This is a genomic window from Saccharopolyspora sp. 7B, from assembly GCF_020177435.1.
In the GTDB taxonomy this organism is placed as follows: domain Bacteria; phylum Actinomycetota; class Actinomycetes; order Mycobacteriales; family Pseudonocardiaceae; genus Saccharopolyspora_C; species Saccharopolyspora_C gregorii.
In genome coordinates, this window is record NZ_JAIUKC010000097.1 from 1 (window position 1) to 15811 (window position 15811).

Sequence of the window (15811 nt, forward strand, 5' to 3'; positions counted from 1 at the left end):
CGCCCCGGCGCCCGCGCGGGGGGGGGGGGGCGCGGCCCCCCCTGGTCTGTGGGTTGGGGGGCCCCCCCCCCCCCCCCCGCCCGCCGCGCGCGCGGCCCCCCCCCCCCCCCCCCCCTTCTCGGGGTCGTGTCGGGTCAGGCGACGCCGAGGCGCTGCTTGAGGGCGTCGAACTCGTCCTGCACCGAGCTCGGCAGGTCCGCACCGATCGTGGCGAACCACTCCTCGATCAGCGGGATCTCCGCCTTCCACTCCTCCACGTCCACGTGCAGCGCGGTCTCCACGTCCTCGCGCGGCGTGTCCAGGCCGGACAGGTCGATCTGGTCGGCCGACGGCACCCGGCCGATCGCGGTGTCCTCGGCGGCCGCGTTGCCCTCGATGCGGTCCACGACCCACTTGAGCACGCGGGAGTTCTCGCCGAAGCCCGGCCACACGATCTTCTTGCCGGACTCGTCGCGGCGGAACCAGTTCACGTAGAAGATCCGGGGCAGCTTCGTCGCGTCCGCCGACTTGCCCATGTTCACCCAGTGCTGGAAGTAGTCGCCGACGTTGTAGCCGATGAACGGCAGCATCGCCATCGGGTCGCGGCGCACCACGCCGACCTGGCCCGCGGCGGCGGCGGTGGTCTCCGAGGACATGGTGGCGCCCATGAACACGCCGTGCTGCCAGTCGAACGCCTCGTTCACCAGCGGCACCGTCGTCTTGCGGCGGCCGCCGAACAGGATCGCCGAGATCGGCACGCCGTTCGGGTCGTCCCACTCGTCGGCGAGGATCGGGCATTGCGACATCGGCGTGCAGTAGCGGGAGTTCGGGTGCGCGGCCTTCTCGTCCGAGTCCGGCGTCCAGTCCCGCTGCTTCCAGTCGGTGAGGTGCGCGGGCGCCTCGCCCATGCCCTCCCACCAGATGTCCTTGTCATCGGTGAGGGCCACGTTGGTGAACAGCGTGTTGCCCTGCTCGATGGTGCGCATCGCGTTCGGGTTGGTGTTCTCGTCGGTGCCCGGGGCGACGCCGAAGAAACCGGCCTCCGGGTTCACCGCGTACAGCCTGCCGTCCTCGCCGAAGCGCATCCAGGCGATGTCGTCGCCGAGCGTCTCCGCCTTCCAACCGGGGATGGTCGGCTGCAGCATCGCCAGGTTCGTCTTGCCGCACGACGACGGGAACGCGGCGGCCACGTAGTGGACCTTGCCCTCCGGCGAGGTGAGCTTGAGGATCAGCATGTGCTCGGCGAGCCAGCCCTCGTCGCGGCCCATCGCGGAGGCGATCCGCAGCGAGTAGCACTTCTTGCCGAGCAGCGCGTTGCCGCCGTAGCCGGAGCCGAAGCTCCAGATCATCCGCTCCTCGGGGAAGTGGGTGATGTACTTCGTGTCGTTGCAGGGCCAGGCGACGTCCTGCTCGCCGGGCTCCAGGGGGGCGCCCACCGAGTGCAGCGCGGGTACGAACGCGCCGTCGCTGCCCAGCTTCTCCAGGACCTTCGCGCCCATCCGGGTCATGATGTGCATGGAGGTCACCACGTAGGCGCTGTCGGTGATCTCGACGCCCAGCTTCGGCTCGTCGGCCTCCAGCGGACCCATGCAGAACGGGATGACGTACATGGTGCGACCGCGCATCGAGCCCCGGTAGAGCTCGGTCATGATCGCCTTCATCTCGTCGGGCTGCATCCAGTTGTTGGTGACGCCCGCGTCCTTGCGCTCCCGGGAGCAGATGTAGGTCCGCTCCTCGACGCGCGCCACGTCCGTCGGGTCCGAGGCGGCCCAGAACGAGTTGGGCTTCTTCTCCAGCCGGGTGAAGGTGCCCGCCTCGACCAGCTCGTCGGTCAGCCGCGTCCATTCCTCCTGGGAGCCGTCGCACCACACCACCCGCTCGGGCGTGGTCAGCTCGGCGACCTCGCGCACCCACGACAGCAGGCGTGCGTGGTCGGTGGGTGCCTGGTCGAGACCTGGGATGGTCAAGGCGGTCATCGCTTCGTGTCTCCTGACTGGGCGCCACAGCCCGGAATGCTCGTCCGGCGGCGGCGGTGCCACCGGCGTGTTCAGAGAATGCTTCGCCCCACCCGCAGAACGGGAGGAGCTTGGAAAGGGATGCACCGAGGCTAACGGTGCCGGGCGCTCGCAATGGAGATCAGCTGTGTAGGTTCTCTCACAGGAACGATAAGGGGATCGATTCAGTACCCCGGCGAAGCACAGGTCTAGACGAAAATTCAGTCGCCCCCGCGCGTGGATGACCAAGGATTTCCGGCGAAGCGGACAGCCCCGCGAACGGGAGATGACGGCCGGGCGGACATCTCGTGCCGTTCCCGCGCCGAACCGGGATGCGAACAGCGCCCGAACTCCACCGGATAGGAGGAATTCGAGCGCTCGGGACCGTCAGCTCCAGGCGGCGTCCGAATCGGAGCAGGTCGTGGGCCGCTCCTGGGCGACCTGCTGCGCCTCCGGCGGCTCCGGGTCGCCGAACGTCCAGGTCGCGTCGTCGGTCGCACCGGCCGCCGGGTGCGGGGCGGGCACGTACTGGCCGTGCTGGTCGAGGGTGCCCTGCTCGACGACCGTCCACTCCCCGGCGCCGGTGTGGTGGGTGATGGTGACCTCGCCGGAGTTCCCGATCTCCACCAGCTGGTCCGCGGAACCGTCGCCGTCCACGTCGGTCACCAGCATCGTCCCGTGCTCCGTGGTGACCACCGCGGTGTCGGGGCGGCCGTCGTTGTCGGTGTCCTCGGTGGCGGGCCCGATCTGCTGCTCGCCGCCCGGGGTGTCGATGACCAAGGGTGCCCCGCCGCGCTGCCGCGGGTCGGCCGCGCCGGGGTGCTGCTCCGGCTGCTCGGCGACCCAGTCGCCGGTGGCGGCGTCGTAGCGGGCCTGGCCGACGACGGTGCCGTCCGCGTCCACCGTCTGCATCACCTCGGCGGCGCCGTCGGCGTCCTCGTCGAGGTAGGCCACGTGGCCGTCCTCGGTCAGGATCGTGACCGCGTCGTCCACGCCGTCGCCGTCGAGGTCGTAGTTCGCCTCGGCGGTGTACTCCACGCCCTCGACGGTGACCTTGATGTCGCCGTCCCCGGCACCCGTCTCCTCGATGTACATCTCGACCCCCACTTCGGCCTCGGCTCAGCGCTACGACGCAGCGTAGAGCCGTCCGGTTCCCCCGCGTCACCGGATGCGGCGCGGCGGTGGGGAATCCGGGCGGTGCGGGCGGTGTTGCGGCGGACATGGGTGTTCGCATCGTCGCCACCGCCTTCGGTGGCCCGGAAGTCCTGTCCGTCGTCGACGCCGAGGTCGCCCCGCCCGGTCCCGGCCGGGTCCTGGTCGAGGCCCGCGCGATCGGGGTGAACCCGATCGACCACAAGCTCTACAGCGGAGCGTTCGGCTCCGACCCGGCGAGGTTGCCGCTGCCCGTGGGCAACGAGCTCGCCGGCGTGGTCACCGCCGTCGGCGAGGGGGCCACCGGGAAGGCCGGTCCGATCTCGGTCGGCGACGAGGTGGTCGTGCACCCCGCGCCCGGCGCCTCGGCGAGCGAGGTGGACGTGCCCGCGAGCTCCGTCGTCCCGAAACCCGCCGGGCTGTCCTGGGAGGTCGCGTCCGGCCTGCTGCTCGCGGGCGGCACCGCGGTGCACCAGCTGTCGCTGCTCGGCGACGTCGCGGGCCGGACCGTGCTGGTGCACGGCGCATCCGGTGCGGTGGGCGTGCTCGCCGCCCAGCTCGCGATCGCCGCGGGAGCGCGGGTCGTGGGCACCGCGGGCGAATCCCGGCACGAGCGGCTGCGTGGCCTCGGCATCGTGCCGGTGTCCTACGGGGACGGTCTGCTGGAGCGGGTGCGCGCGGCCGCGCCGGACGGCGTCGCCGGCGTGATCGACACCGTCGGCACCGACGAGGCGATCGACGTCTCGCTGGCGCTCGTCGCCCCGGACCGGGTCGTCAGCGCCGCCGCGTTCCACCGCGCCTCGGACGGGATCCGGCTCGTCGGCGGCGGTCCCGACGCGGACCCGGGCACCGAGGTCCGCGCGGCGGCGTGGGAGCGGCTGCTGCCCGCGGCCGCCGCCGGGCGGCTGGAGCTGCCGATCGCGCGGACCTTCCCGCTGGCCGAGGCCGCCGCGGCGCACCGGCTCCTCAGCGAGGGCCACCCGGGCGGGAAGCTGGTGCTGCTGCCCTGATCCGTCATTCGGCGCGGTCGCGGAGCCCGCGGATCGCGCCGAGCAGGTGCTCGGCGCGATCTCGGCCGCTGCGGGCCTCGGCGAGCCGCTGCTCGGCGGTGTGCAACCGGCGGCTGCGCTCGGCGGCGTCCATCTTCAGCGCCTTGTCGACCTCCCGCAGCTCCGCCTCGATCGATTCGATGCGCCTGCCCAGCGCGTCGTCCAGCGCCAGCGACAGCTGCTGCTCCGCCTCGATGAGCTGCTCGGACACCAGCTGGTCCAGGGCGGAGCGCGCGTCCGCGATGGCCTCGGTGAGCCACTGCTTGAGGTGCTGCTTGTCCGCGGCGTGCTTGCGGGTGCGGGCCATCCACCACCCGGCGCCGAGCCCCAGCACGATCGTCACCGGCAGCACCACCGGGTTCAGCACGCCCACGCCGATCCCGGCCAGCGGCATCGCCGCCGCCCGGCCCACCCCGAGGCCGCCGGAGATCCCCATGAACACCAGCAGCTTGTCCTCGGCGGTCGGCGCCCGCTTGTCCGGTGGCCGCAGCGCGATGGGCGACTGCGCGCCGCGGGCGAACTGGGAGCGGATCACGTCCAGCTCCTCCGCGGAGAACAGCTCCGCCAGCGACACCTCGGCGACCTTCGCCAGCCGCGCCGACAGCAGCGCCGACACCCGCGAGGACACCATCTGCAGCGCGGTGTCCACCTGGTGCGGCAGGGCGGTGAGCGCGCCGTGCTCGGCGGTGTCGATGGCGCGGCGGAACCAGCTCTGCACCTCCCGCATCTGCCGGGTCACCTCGTGGCTGACCTCGACGCGGGTGCGCTGGATCTCGCCGCGCAGCTTCAGCTGCCAGCCGCGGGTGGAGGAGCGGCGGGAGGCGCTGAGCTCGTCGCGGCGGGCGCGCAGCGATTCGGCCTCGTCCTCGCCGACGGTGAGCGCGCGCTGCTCGGCGGCCAGCCGCACCGCCAGCTCGCCGAGCACGGTGGACAGCGCGCGCATCGTGTTGGCCTCGCCGAGCATCGCGGCCCGGCCGCCGACGAGCTGCTCCAGCGCGGAGCGCAGCTCGGCCACCCCGGACCGCTCCCGCAGCATGGTGGCGGCCTGCTCGTTCGGCGCCTGCGCGGCGAGTTCCCACAGCCGCGCCGACACCGGGTGGATCGGCACGTCCGCGAACCGCGGCGCGTGCTCGGCCAGCAGCGCGCGGTTCTCCTCCAGCACCCGGCGCCAGCCGCGGTGCTGGTCCGTCTTGGCGAGCGCGAACACCACGGTCTCCACCCGATCCGCCGCGCCGTGCAGGAAATCCAGCTCGCCGCGGGTGAACGGGGCGGAGGCGTCGGCGACGAACAGCAGCGCGGTCGCGGCGGAGGCGGCTTCGGCGGCGAGCTCCCCGTGCACCGAGTCGAGGCCGCCGACTCCGGGGGTGTCCACGACGGTCAGCGCGGCCAGCACGTCCAGCGGTGCTTCGATCCGCAGGTGCCGCGGCGGGAGCGCGCCTTCGGGCGGCGTCGTCCGCGCGGACGCCCAGGCGGGCAGCTCGGCCACCGCGAACTCCACCGGTTCCGCGTCGGCCGGGTAGCAGGCGAGGCCGCGCCACCGCTCGCCGTGCCGGAACTCCAGGTACGTCGACGTCGCCACCGAAGCGTCCACAGGGGACAGTCCGGGGGCGTCGACGAGCGCGTTCACCAAGGAACTCTTGCCGCGGTTCGTCTCCCCGACCACGACGACGCTCGGCACCAGCGGCCGGGAGCGCCGCACCCGGTCCGCCCAGTCCGCGGCGTCCGGGTCGACCTCCCGCAGCAGGGCGAACAACCGGTCCCTGGTCTGCTTGACCTGCTGGGGCAAGGCGGTGGCCGCCACGGGCACCCCGGTCGTCGCCGGACCGGCCGAAGTCATGCGCACTCCCGTCGCTGCGTTCGGGCACCGCGTTGGGCGCGGGCCGGGCCGCCGGCCCGGATCGGCCGCGGCGCGGGCGTGAATGTACCGCCCACCGGCGCGCGCCCGGTCCGCTTCCCGCGCGGTCCACCCGACCCGACCAGCTCGCGGGGCCCGGCGCACCGCCGACGACCACCCGGATCGGGGCGGGCGGACCGTTCGCCCGCGCACCGGGTCCGGAGGCCTCGACCGAACGGCCGGGCGCCCCGGCTCGTCCTTGGCCGGAGGGCTTAGAGCGGCCGAGCCGCACGGCCGATCCGCCGGAGGGGGTGACCAGCGATTCTGGTGTCACCTCGAACTGCGGGGCGAAGTCACCGGCAAGGAGGAACACCATGTTCACCGCACTCACCACTCTCGGCACCGTCATCGGACTCGTCCTCGCGCTCGCCGTCCTGCTGCTGATGTCGGTGAGCTCGGTGCTGCCCGACCTCGCCGAGCGCGCCCCCGACCGCGAGCGGACCCGCAAGATCTCCCGGTCCGCGGAGTTCCGGTTCAGCTCGCCGCTGGTCCCGGGCGCCACTGGTACACGGTGACGACCGGGGTGCGCAGCACCTGATCGCGGTCGGCGAAGCCCGGGACCTCGGTCTCGGCGACGATCCCGTCCAACGCGGGATCGTCGGTGGGCACCGTGCCGCCCGCCTCGTGCCGGGAGGGGTCGAACGGCAGCCCCTCGGGGCGCAGCCGCACCACCCCGATCCCGTCCAGCCCTTCGGTCAGCCGTTCGGCTACGCCGCTGCTGCGAGCCCGGTCGAGCGCGTACAGGCACAGCCTGATCAGCTCGGTGCGTTCGGACAGCGCCTGGTCGAGCGGGTCGATGTGCACGGCGGTCATGTCAGCCCCCAACTCGGCGTCCGGTTCGGCGGGTTCCTCCGCACCCCGTTCCGACGCGGTGGTCGCCCGCTCGGTTCCACGATCAGGTGAAGATCGTCGTCGAAGCCAGTCCCGCACCGCCGCGTCCCCTCCGCTCGCCGCTCGCCGGTGTTCAGCCCGGCGCCGGCACCTGACCGGCCTGCAGCTGCTGCCAGATCAGGAAGTACGCCCGGTGCACCACGAACGCGACGCGGCTCTGCGCGGGCGTCGCGCCGAACGACGCGAACGACCGCCACCAGCTCGCCCGCTCCAGCGCGAACTGCACGAGCTCGTGCCGCGGCCGCCCGGCCATCCCCAGCTGGGAGCCGGGATCCGCGCTGCCACCGATCCGCAGCACCTCCGCCGCCAGATCCTCCGGCAACCGCACCGCGTCCGAGGTCACCAGCGTCAACGCCTCCAACACCCGCAGCTGGTGCGCCTCCCGCCTGCTCAGCAGCACCTCGATCGCGTCGTGCACCCGCTGCCGCTCGCCCGGGTCACCGGATGCCTGCGCCAACGCCGTCACCGAGGCCAGCGCGGCCGCCGCCTTGATCCCGTCGGCGCGCGCACGGAACACCTCGTCCAGTCGCGTCCGCACCCCGGCCAGCCCCGAGCAGTCCAGCAGCACCCGGCGCAGCTTCCCCGCCGTGATCTCCGGATCGTCCGCGAGCACCGCGAGCGCCCGCCGCACCCCGTACAGGTCCAGCCGCTCCAGCAGCCGCTCCCGGTCCCGCTCCGGGACCGCGCACTCCCAGCCGGTGAACAGGTCCGCCGACATGAGCATCGTCAGCCGGTCCGCCTCGTCCAGCTGCGCCAGCGCCCGCAGCGCCTCCGCGTCCGCGGAGCCGAACCCGCCGGTCTCCGCGGTCTCCGCGAGCAGGCCGATCACCGGCAGCACCTCCGCGACCCGCGGCCCGAGCAGCGCGGCCTGCTCCGCGGCCAGCGCCTCCGCCGCCCGCCACACCTCGCCGCCGGAACCCGGCACCGAGTCCGGTTCGACGGTGTCCGCCTTGTTCAGCACGGCGATCGCGTTCGCCGGGCCCGCGTCCCGGCTCGCGGTGGCCGCGGTGAACGCGTCCAGCGCCTGCTGGTCGTCGGCGCGCACCGCCTGCGTCACCACGTACAGCACGGCCTCGGCACCCGCGACGGCGCTGCGCGACACCGGGTCCAGGTCGTCCGCACCCGGCTCGCGGGCGCCCAGCAGCTGTTCGGTCCGCGCCACCGACGCGGCGTCCAGCGAACCCAGGCCCGGGGTGTCGATCACCGTCAGGTCGCGCAGCACCGCGTTCGTCAGGTACGCCTCCAGGTGCGAGACCCGGTCCAGCTCGACTCCCAGCTCCGCCGGGATGCCGCCGTCGGTGTCGAACGGCACCGCCTGCTTCGACCCGTCGTGGAACACCACCTCGACCCGGTCCACCGTGCCGTACTGGAAGCGGGTCACCAGCCGGGTGCACTCGCCGACGTCGGTCGGCGCCACCCGCCTGCCGATCATCGCGTTCACCAGCGTCGACTTGCCCGATTTGATCCGGCCGGCCACCGCCACCTGCAACGGGGCGGACATCCGGTGCAGCACCTCGTCGAAACCGGCCGCAGTGCGCTCGCACACCTGGCCGCGCAACCCCGCGCACATCCGCGCGACCGACGCCGACAGCGGACCCGCCCAGCGCTGCTGCTCGACCGGCGAAGTCACCCCTGCCTCCTTGGACGCGGCCCGTGATCGCGGCCATCCTGCCACGACCCGGCGCCGAGATCGGTTTGCCCGACGATCTGTCCGGGAACCCGGCGAGTGCACGGACATGCGCACAACGCACTCGACAGCGGAATTCGGTGATACCCGTGGGAACCGGCTACACCCTCGCATTCCTGGTCATCGGCACCGTGCTGGTGTTCGTCGACGGGTGGCTGCTGCGCCGCAGCGGCACCACGTACCTCGCCGCGGTCTACCCGGACGGCAAGGTCGCGGACTCGGCGAACCAGCTGATCACGGTGCTGTTCCACTTGGCGACGCTCGGCGTGCTGGCTCTGCTGTCCACCGTCCGGATGGGCGGCGGCGATCCGTTCCACGCCCTGATCACCCGGGTCGGCGTGCTGCTGCTGGTGCTGGCGGTGGCGCACGGCATCACGATCTGGCTGCTCGCCCGGCTGCGCACCAAGCAGCGGGAGAAGGCGCTGCAGGAGGAGATCAGCGCCCGGGCCAGCGGGCACTTCGACGCGGAACCCCGCGCCGGCACCGGCTGACCCGGCCGCGGACCCCGCTCCCGGTGGGGGCTCGACTACGACCCCGGTATGACGGGAACGCGCCGCGAGGATGACGATCCGGCGGTGCTCCGCGCCTACGCTGGGCCGGTGCGGAACTGGAGCGCGTGGGCGCGGGCGCATCCGACGGCCGTGGACGGGTGGACGGCGGCGCTGCTGTTCGTCGCCTTCCTGATCTCCGAACCCGACGCGTACGGCCTGTGGCCGCGCGAACTGCCCCCGTACCTCGAACTGCTCGCCTGCGCGCCGGTCGCGTTGCGCCGCCGCGCCCCGTTGCTCGCCGCGGCCGGAGTCCTCGCCGGGGCGGTCGGGACGCACGTGGTCCTGGCGCTGCGGCCGTTGGTCAACCCGGGGCAGGTAGCGGTGTTCCTGGTGCTGTACGGGCTGGTCGTGGCCGGGCGCCGGTGGGCCGGAGCCGTGCTGGCCGTGGCGTTCAACCTGGTCGTGCTGACCGGACTGGTGGCCGTCGGCCCGCTCCCGCCCGGGTGGCCGGAGCTCGCGGTGGTCAGCGCGACGCTGTTCCACCTGCTGCTCACCGCATTGCTCTGGGCGCTCGGCGAGTTCATCGCCGCCCGCCGCGCGCACCTGCGGGAGGTCGAGGACCGGCTGCGGCGCGCGGAATCCGAGCGGGACCGGCGCGCCCGCCTCGCCGTCGCCGAGGAGCGCAACCGCATCGCCCGCGAGATCCACGACGTGCTCGCGCACTCGCTCAGCGTGATGATCGCGCAGGCCGACGGGGCGAGCTACGCGCTGCGCACCGATCCCGAACTCGCCGAGCGGGCGGCCCGCACGATCGGCGACACGGGCCGGACGGCGCTCGCCGAGCTGCGCGGTCTGCTGGAGGTGCTGCGCGACCCGGCCGAGGGCGGGGCGTGGCCCCCGCCGCCGGGGTCGGTGAGCCTGCGCGAACTGGTCGACCGGGTGCGGCACCCGGACCTGCCGGTGCGGCTCGAACTCTCCGGGGACGTCGAGGACCTGCCGACGGGGCTCGGCCTCGCCGTGTACCGGATCGCGCAGGAGGCGCTGACGAACGTGCTCAAGCACGGCGGCGGAGCGGCGGTCGTGCGGGTGGACAACGACGGCCGCGCCGTCGGGCTGGAGATCAGCGACGACGGGTCGGCCTCGGCCGCCGCGCTCGCGGGAACCGGCTCGGGCGAGGGGAACGGACTGGACGGGATGCGCGAGCGGGCCGCGCTGTACGGCGGCGCGCTGACCGCGGGACCCCGGCCGGAGGGCGGTTGGCGGGTGCACGCGGTGCTGCCGCTGGTGAGCTCCGACGCGGTTGCGCCGAACTGATCGACGGTCCCGGCGCGAACGCCGCACGTCCCACCGGGCCGACCGTCGGCATGTCGCCGGGGATTCGGCCACTCGTCGACGAATCCCCCAGGCCGCCGGCCGGGCGCCCTGCGTCGCCGGGATGACCTGACGTCCTACCCCGGTGGGACGTGCGGCGGTGCCGGGTTCAACGCTCAGGCGGACGCGCGCGCAGCGGTCCGCGCCGGAGTCTGGGCCGGTCCGAGCCCCGAACCGGGAAGTGGTCATGCCGCCCGCACTCGACGAGCGTTCGCGCCTCGTTCCCCCGCCCGCACCGAGTACCGCCGCCGCGCCGTCCGCGCTGCCCGCGCTCGCCACCCGGCCGCTGCTGCTGATCGCCGCCGCCGTGACCGGGGTGCTGCTGCTCACCAGCGGCCGCTACGGGATCTACGCCGACGAGCTGTACTTCCTCGCCGCCGGGCACCACCTGGACTGGGGGTACGTTGACCAGCCCCCGCTGGTGCCGCTGATCGCGCTGCTCGCCGACACCGCGTTCCCCGGTTCGCTGCTCGCGCTGCGGCTGCTGCCTGCGCTCGCGGCCGGCGCCGGGGTCGTGCTGACGGCCCTGCTCGCGCGGGAGCTCGGCGGTGATCGCCGGGCGCAGCTGCTGGCGGGCGGGGCCTGGGCGGTCGCCGGGCAGACGCTGGGGGCGGGCACATGCTCGCCACCGTCTCCTTCGACCCGGTGCTGTGGACCGCGGTGCTGTGGCCGCTGGTCCGCTGGGTGCGGCTGCGCGAGCAGGGCGTGCGGCAGGATCGGCTGCTGCTCGCGGCCTGCGCCTGCACGGCCCTGGCGATGCAGGTCAAGCTGCTGATCCCGGTGCTGTGGCTGGTGCTGGGGCTGGTGCTGCTGTGCACCGGGCCGCGGTCGTTGCTGCGCCGCCCGCTGCTGTGGGCCGGTGCGGCGGGCGCGCTGCTCACCGCGGCGCCGACGCTGTGGTGGCAGGCCACCCACGGCTGGCCGCAGCTGAGCATGGGCGAGGCCGTCGCCGCGGAGAGCTCCTTCGGCGTGCTCCTGCTGCCCGCCGTGGTGCTGTGCGCGGGAATTCCCGGCGGAGTGCTGGTGTGCTTCGGCTGCTGGCGGTTGCTGCGCGCGCCGGAGCTGCGGCCGTACCGCTTCCTCGGCTGGACGGTCCTCGGGGTGGCCGTGCTGGTGGCGCTGACGGAATCGCGGCCGTACTACTTGGCGGGCGCGTACGGGCTGCTGTTCGCGGTCGGTGCCGTGCAGCTCCGGGCGCGGTGGTTCTCCGCGCGGTTGTACGCGGTCTCCGCGCTGGTCGCGGTCGTGGCGACGTTGCCGGTGCTGCCGGTCGCGCTGATCCCGCGGTTCGACCTGGTGGGCACCGGCAGCGTGGGCTGGCCGGAGCTCACCGCGATCGTCGAGCGCAACGCCCGCGAGCACGCGGCACCGGTGATCGCCGAGGACTACTGGGTGGCGAGCGCGGTGCACCACTACGGCCGCACCGAGGTCCACAGCGCGAGCCGGGGGTACTGGGCGTTCGGCAGGCCCGCCGAGCACGTCCGGAGCGCGATCTACGTGGGCGGACGGCGGGACTTCCTCCTGCGCCACTTCGGTTCCGTGCGGCGCGCGGACACGGTGCGCACCGGCCTGCCGTCGCTGTACGAGGGCACTCCCGTGTGGGTGGTGTCGGAGCCCCGGCGGCCGTGGGAGCTGCTCTGGCGCGACCTGTGGCACATCGGGCTCCGGCACGACGGGACGCCGTCCGGCGCGCCGCCCGCGGTCGCCGCGGACGGGTAGGGCCCGCGAGGGTTGTCACGGAGATCATCCGGGAACCGGGTCCCTGCGCCCTCCGGGCGCTTAGGGTTGGTGGCCATGATCCGGGTGCTGCTCGTCGACGACCAGGAACTGATGCGCATGGGGTTCCGCATGGTGCTCGACGCGCACCAGGACATCGAGGTCGTGGGCGATGCCGGGGACGGTGCGGAGGCCGTGCGGCTCGCCCGGCGGCTCGACCCGGACGTGGTGCTGATGGACGTGCGGATGCCGGTGCTGGACGGCATCGAGGCGACCCGGCTGATCACCGCCGACTGCGACGCGAAGGTCCTGGTGCTCACCACGTTCGACCTGGACGAGTACTCCCTGGCCGCGCTCCGCGGTGGCGCGAGCGGATTCCTGCTCAAGGACATCCAGCCGAGCGGCCTGGTCGCGGCGGTGCGGTCCGTCGCGGTCGGCGACGCGGTCGTCGCGCCCAGCGTCACCCGGCGGCTGCTGGAGCGGTTCCTGGACACCTCCACCGCCGGCGCCCGGGACCGCGCCGCGCTCGACGTGCTGACCGAGCGGGAGCGCGAAGTGCTGGCGCTGGTGGGCAAGGGGCTCAACAACCAGGAGCTGGCCGCGACCTTGCACGTCTCCGAAGCCACCGTGAAGACCCACGTCGGCCGGGTGCTGGCGAAGCTCGGCGTCCGGGACCGGGTGCAGGCGGTGATCGTCGCCTACGAGACCGGCCTGGTCCGCCTCGGCGAACGCTGAGGCCCCGCCCTGCGCGGCCCCGCCGCGCGAGATCCGGGCGAGGTGCGCGGCCGTCCGCCGGGTCGGTCCGTTCGCGCTGGTGGACGGCTAGCCTGGGCGGCGTGCCCGATCCCGCATGGAAGCCCAGGCTCGTCGCGCTCGACGTGGACGGAACGCTGCTCGACCCCGACTCGCAGACCATCTCGCCACCGGTGCGGGACGCGGTCCGCCGCGCCGCGGCCGCGGGCGCGCACGTCGTGATCGCCACCGGGCGCAGCATGCTCGGCACGGTGCCGGTGCTGCGCGAACTCGGCCTCACCGGTGGGGTCGCGCTGTGCTCCAACGGCGCGGTGCTGCTCGACGCCGCCACCGGCGACGCGCTGGCCGTGGAGACGTTCGATCCCGCTCCGGTGCACGCGCGCCTCGCGCCGCTGCTGCCCGGGGCGTCCTACGCCGTCGAGCAGGTCGGCACCGGCAGCCTCGTCACCAGCCCGTTCCGCGAGTACCAGCTGCACGGGCCGCAGCGGCTCGCCTCCCTCGACGAACTGGTCTCGGCACCCGTGCCGCGGCTCATCGCGAACTGGGAGGACCACGCGCCGCAGGAGGTCTTCGACGCGCTTGCCGACGCCGAGCTCCCCGGCTGCACCACCACCATCGACCACTACGAACCGTGGGTGACGGTGGTGCCCGCCGGCGTCACCAAGGGCGCCGCGCTGGAGAAGCTGCGCACCGAGCTCGGAGTGTCCACCGAGGACACCTTCGCGGCCGGTGACGGCACCAACGACGTGCAGATGCTGCGCTGGGCCGCGCACAGCGTCGCGATGGGCCAGGCCCCGGACGAGGTGCGCGCCGCCGCCACCGAGGTCACCGGACCCGTCACCGAGGACGGCGTGGTCGCCGCGCTCGCCCGCTGGTTCCCCTGAGCGCGACGGCTGGTCGAACGGCCCGCGGGTAGTACGCAAGAACTACGCGAGCACCTGCCGGAACGGGCCGAACGGCTCAGCCGCCGTGGCCGGACGACCGAGGTGCCGGACCCGCCGCACCGGGCAGAGTTCACCTCGGCGCCCGGACCACCGCCGAGGCGCGCCCAGCACTCGGAGGTCACCATGATCGAGGCGGAAGGCCTCACCAAGCGGTACGGATCGAAGGTCGCGGTCAACGACCTGTCGTTCACCGCGCGACCCGGCACCGTCACCGGCTTCCTCGGCCCCAACGGCGCGGGCAAGTCCACCACGATGCGCATGATCCTCGGCCTGGACCGGCCGACCTCGGGCACCGTGCGCGTCGACGGCAAGCAGTACCGCGAGCTGCGCGAACCGCTGCGCACCGTCGGCGCGCTCATCGACGCCAAGTGGGTGCACCCGAACCGTTCCGCGCACGCCCACCTGCGCTGGCTCGCCCGGTCCAACCGGATCCCGGTCAGCCGCGTCGACGAGGTCCTCGACATGGTCGGGCTCGGCGAGGTCGCGGGGAAGCGCGCCGGCGGGTTCTCCCTCGGCATGTCGCAGCGGCTCGGCATCGCCGCCGCCCTGCTCGGCGACCCGAAGATCCTGCTGTTCGACGAGCCGGTCAACGGGCTCGACCCCGAAGGCATCCACTGGATCCGCCGCTTCATGCGCAGGCTCGCCGACGAGGGCCGCACCGTGTTCGTCTCCAGCCACCTGCTCACCGAGATGTCGCTGACCGCCGAGCAGCTCGTCGTGGTCGGCAAGGGCGAGCTGATCGCCCAGTGCAGCACCGACGAGTTCGTCGCGGGCGCCGGGCTCACCTCGCTGACCGTCCGCTCCCCGCAGGCCGCGCGGCTGCGCGACCTGCTCACCGCCGACGGCGTCCTCGCGAAGCCCGCCGACCCGACGACGCCCGACACGATCGTCGTCACCGGCGCCGAGAGCGACCGGGTCGGCGAGATCGCCGCCAGGCACGGCGTCGTGCTGCACGAGCTGTCCCCGCAGCGCGGCTCGCTCGAAGAGGCGTTCATGCAGATCACCGGGGACGCCGTGGAATACCAGACCGATTTCGGCGACGCGCTCGCCACCGCTGGGAGGGACGCCCGATGACGCTGTTCGCCGTGGAACGCACCAAGCTGTTCTCCACCCGGTCGCCCTGGTGGTGCGCGGCGCTCGCCGTCGGGCTGCCCATCGCCTTCACCGGTGCCATGGCCGCCTCCGCCGACGAGGGACTCTCCGTCAGCGGGGCCATGTCCGGCCACCAGTTCGGGCTGATGGTCGTGCTCGTGATGGCCGTGCTGGCGATCACCACCGAATACCGCTTCGGCACCATCCGCGCCACGTTCCAGGCCGTGCCCGACCGGGCCTCGGTGCTGCTGTCGAAGGCCGCCGTCGTCGGCGTCACCGGCTTCGTGCTGGGCGAGCTGGCCGGTTTCGGTTCCTGGGGGCTCGCCCAGCTGCTCGCCCCCGGGCCCGAGCTGGCGCTGGACAGCGCCGACCGGATCCGCGAGGTCGCGGGCGCCGGCCCGGTGTTCGCGGTGACCGCCGTGCTCGCCCTCGGTGTCGGGACGCTGCTGCGGCAGACCGCGGGCGCGGTGACGCTGCTGATCGTGTGGGTGCTGCTCGGCGAATCGCTCATCGCGCTCATCCCCAACATCGGTTCCGACCTGGTGCAGTGGATGCCGTTCAACGTCGGCAGCCGCTTCCTGACGACCTTCGACGACCCGAGCTCGGTGCCGCTGGGGCCGTGGGCCTCGCTGGCGTACTTCGTGGCGTTCGCGGTGGTCTCGCTCGGCGCGGCGATCTTCGCGGTGCGGCGCCGGGACGCCTGAGCGGCGGATGCGGCGGACGCCACGGCGTTACCCGGCCCGCCCGAGAGGCTGATCACGCCGGAAGATAAGATCTCGGCAAGATCGAGCCGTGATC

General features: G+C 73.6%; 14 protein-coding genes. 9 read left to right on the forward strand and 5 right to left on the reverse strand.

Features of this window, described 5'->3' with window-relative positions; genetic code table 11:
* Positions 1-134: 134 nt before the first annotated feature.
* Both LCD33_RS16165 and LCD33_RS16170 read right to left on the reverse strand, forming a co-directional pair.
* On the reverse strand, positions 135-1955 hold the full coding sequence (locus tag LCD33_RS16165) for a phosphoenolpyruvate carboxykinase (GTP) (protein WP_224961283.1): 1821 nt from the start codon (positions 1953-1955) through the stop codon (positions 135-137).
* Between the two features lie 405 nt (positions 1956-2360).
* The gene (locus tag LCD33_RS16170) at positions 2361-3068 is read right to left on the reverse strand and encodes a DUF6802 family protein (RefSeq protein WP_224961285.1); all 708 of its coding nucleotides are present in this window, start codon (positions 3066-3068) and stop codon (positions 2361-2363) included.
* Between the two features lie 125 nt (positions 3069-3193).
* Between LCD33_RS16170 and LCD33_RS16175 the strand changes: the two genes are divergently transcribed.
* Positions 3194-4135 (forward strand): NADP-dependent oxidoreductase, encoded by a 942-nt coding sequence (locus tag LCD33_RS16175; protein ID WP_224967340.1) that lies wholly within the window; start codon positions 3194-3196, stop codon positions 4133-4135.
* A gap of 4 nt (positions 4136-4139) precedes the next feature.
* Here the strand turns inward: LCD33_RS16175 and LCD33_RS16180 are convergent, their stop codons facing one another.
* Positions 4140-6011 (reverse strand): dynamin family protein, encoded by a 1872-nt coding sequence (locus LCD33_RS16180; RefSeq protein WP_224961289.1) that lies wholly within the window; start codon positions 6009-6011, stop codon positions 4140-4142.
* Between the two features lie 371 nt (positions 6012-6382).
* On the opposite strand from LCD33_RS16180, the gene LCD33_RS16185 reads away from it, so the two are divergent.
* Entirely contained in the window at positions 6383-6583 is a 201-nt protein-coding gene (locus LCD33_RS16185; RefSeq protein ID WP_224961291.1) for a hypothetical protein, read from the forward strand.
* On the opposite strand, the gene LCD33_RS16190 is transcribed toward LCD33_RS16185, so the two are convergent.
* Complete coding sequence (locus tag LCD33_RS16190; RefSeq protein WP_224961293.1) at positions 6543-6881, reverse strand: nucleotide exchange factor GrpE; 339 nt, start codon at positions 6879-6881, stop codon at positions 6543-6545. The genes LCD33_RS16185 and LCD33_RS16190 overlap by 41 nt on opposite strands.
* A gap of 151 nt (positions 6882-7032) precedes the next feature.
* Positions 7033-8529 (reverse strand): dynamin family protein, encoded by a 1497-nt coding sequence (locus tag LCD33_RS16195; RefSeq protein ID WP_224961307.1) that lies wholly within the window; start codon positions 8527-8529, stop codon positions 7033-7035.
* A gap of 197 nt (positions 8530-8726) precedes the next feature.
* Between LCD33_RS16195 and LCD33_RS16200 the strand changes: the two genes are divergently transcribed.
* From LCD33_RS16200 to LCD33_RS16230, 7 genes are all read left to right on the forward strand, one after another.
* Complete coding sequence (locus LCD33_RS16200; protein WP_224961295.1) at positions 8727-9137, forward strand: hypothetical protein; 411 nt, start codon at positions 8727-8729, stop codon at positions 9135-9137.
* 108 nt (positions 9138-9245) lie between these two features.
* Positions 9246-10451, forward strand: a complete 1206-nt coding sequence (locus LCD33_RS16205; protein ID WP_224978010.1) for a histidine kinase — start codon at positions 9246-9248, stop codon at positions 10449-10451.
* 675 nt (positions 10452-11126) lie between these two features.
* Positions 11127-12227 (forward strand): glycosyl transferase, family 39, encoded by a 1101-nt coding sequence (locus LCD33_RS16210; protein WP_224967338.1) that lies wholly within the window; start codon positions 11127-11129, stop codon positions 12225-12227.
* A 75-nt stretch (positions 12228-12302) separates the two neighbouring features.
* Positions 12303-12959 carry a response regulator transcription factor gene (locus LCD33_RS16215; protein ID WP_224961300.1) on the forward strand — a complete coding sequence of 219 codons (657 nt, stop codon included), beginning with the start codon at positions 12303-12305 and terminating at the stop codon, positions 12957-12959.
* 101 nt (positions 12960-13060) lie between these two features.
* A complete protein-coding gene (locus tag LCD33_RS16220) occupies positions 13061-13861 on the forward strand; it encodes an HAD family hydrolase (RefSeq protein ID WP_224961302.1) in 801 nt (266 codons plus the stop codon).
* Positions 13862-14044: 183 nt separating this feature from the next.
* A complete protein-coding gene (locus LCD33_RS16225) occupies positions 14045-14995 on the forward strand; it encodes an ABC transporter ATP-binding protein (RefSeq protein ID WP_224967337.1) in 951 nt (316 codons plus the stop codon).
* The gene (locus LCD33_RS16230; RefSeq protein ID WP_224967336.1) at positions 14992-15717 is read left to right on the forward strand and encodes a hypothetical protein; all 726 of its coding nucleotides are present in this window, start codon (positions 14992-14994) and stop codon (positions 15715-15717) included. Before LCD33_RS16225 ends, LCD33_RS16230 begins: the two co-directional genes overlap by 4 nt.
* The last annotated feature ends 94 nt before the right edge of the window (positions 15718-15811 follow it).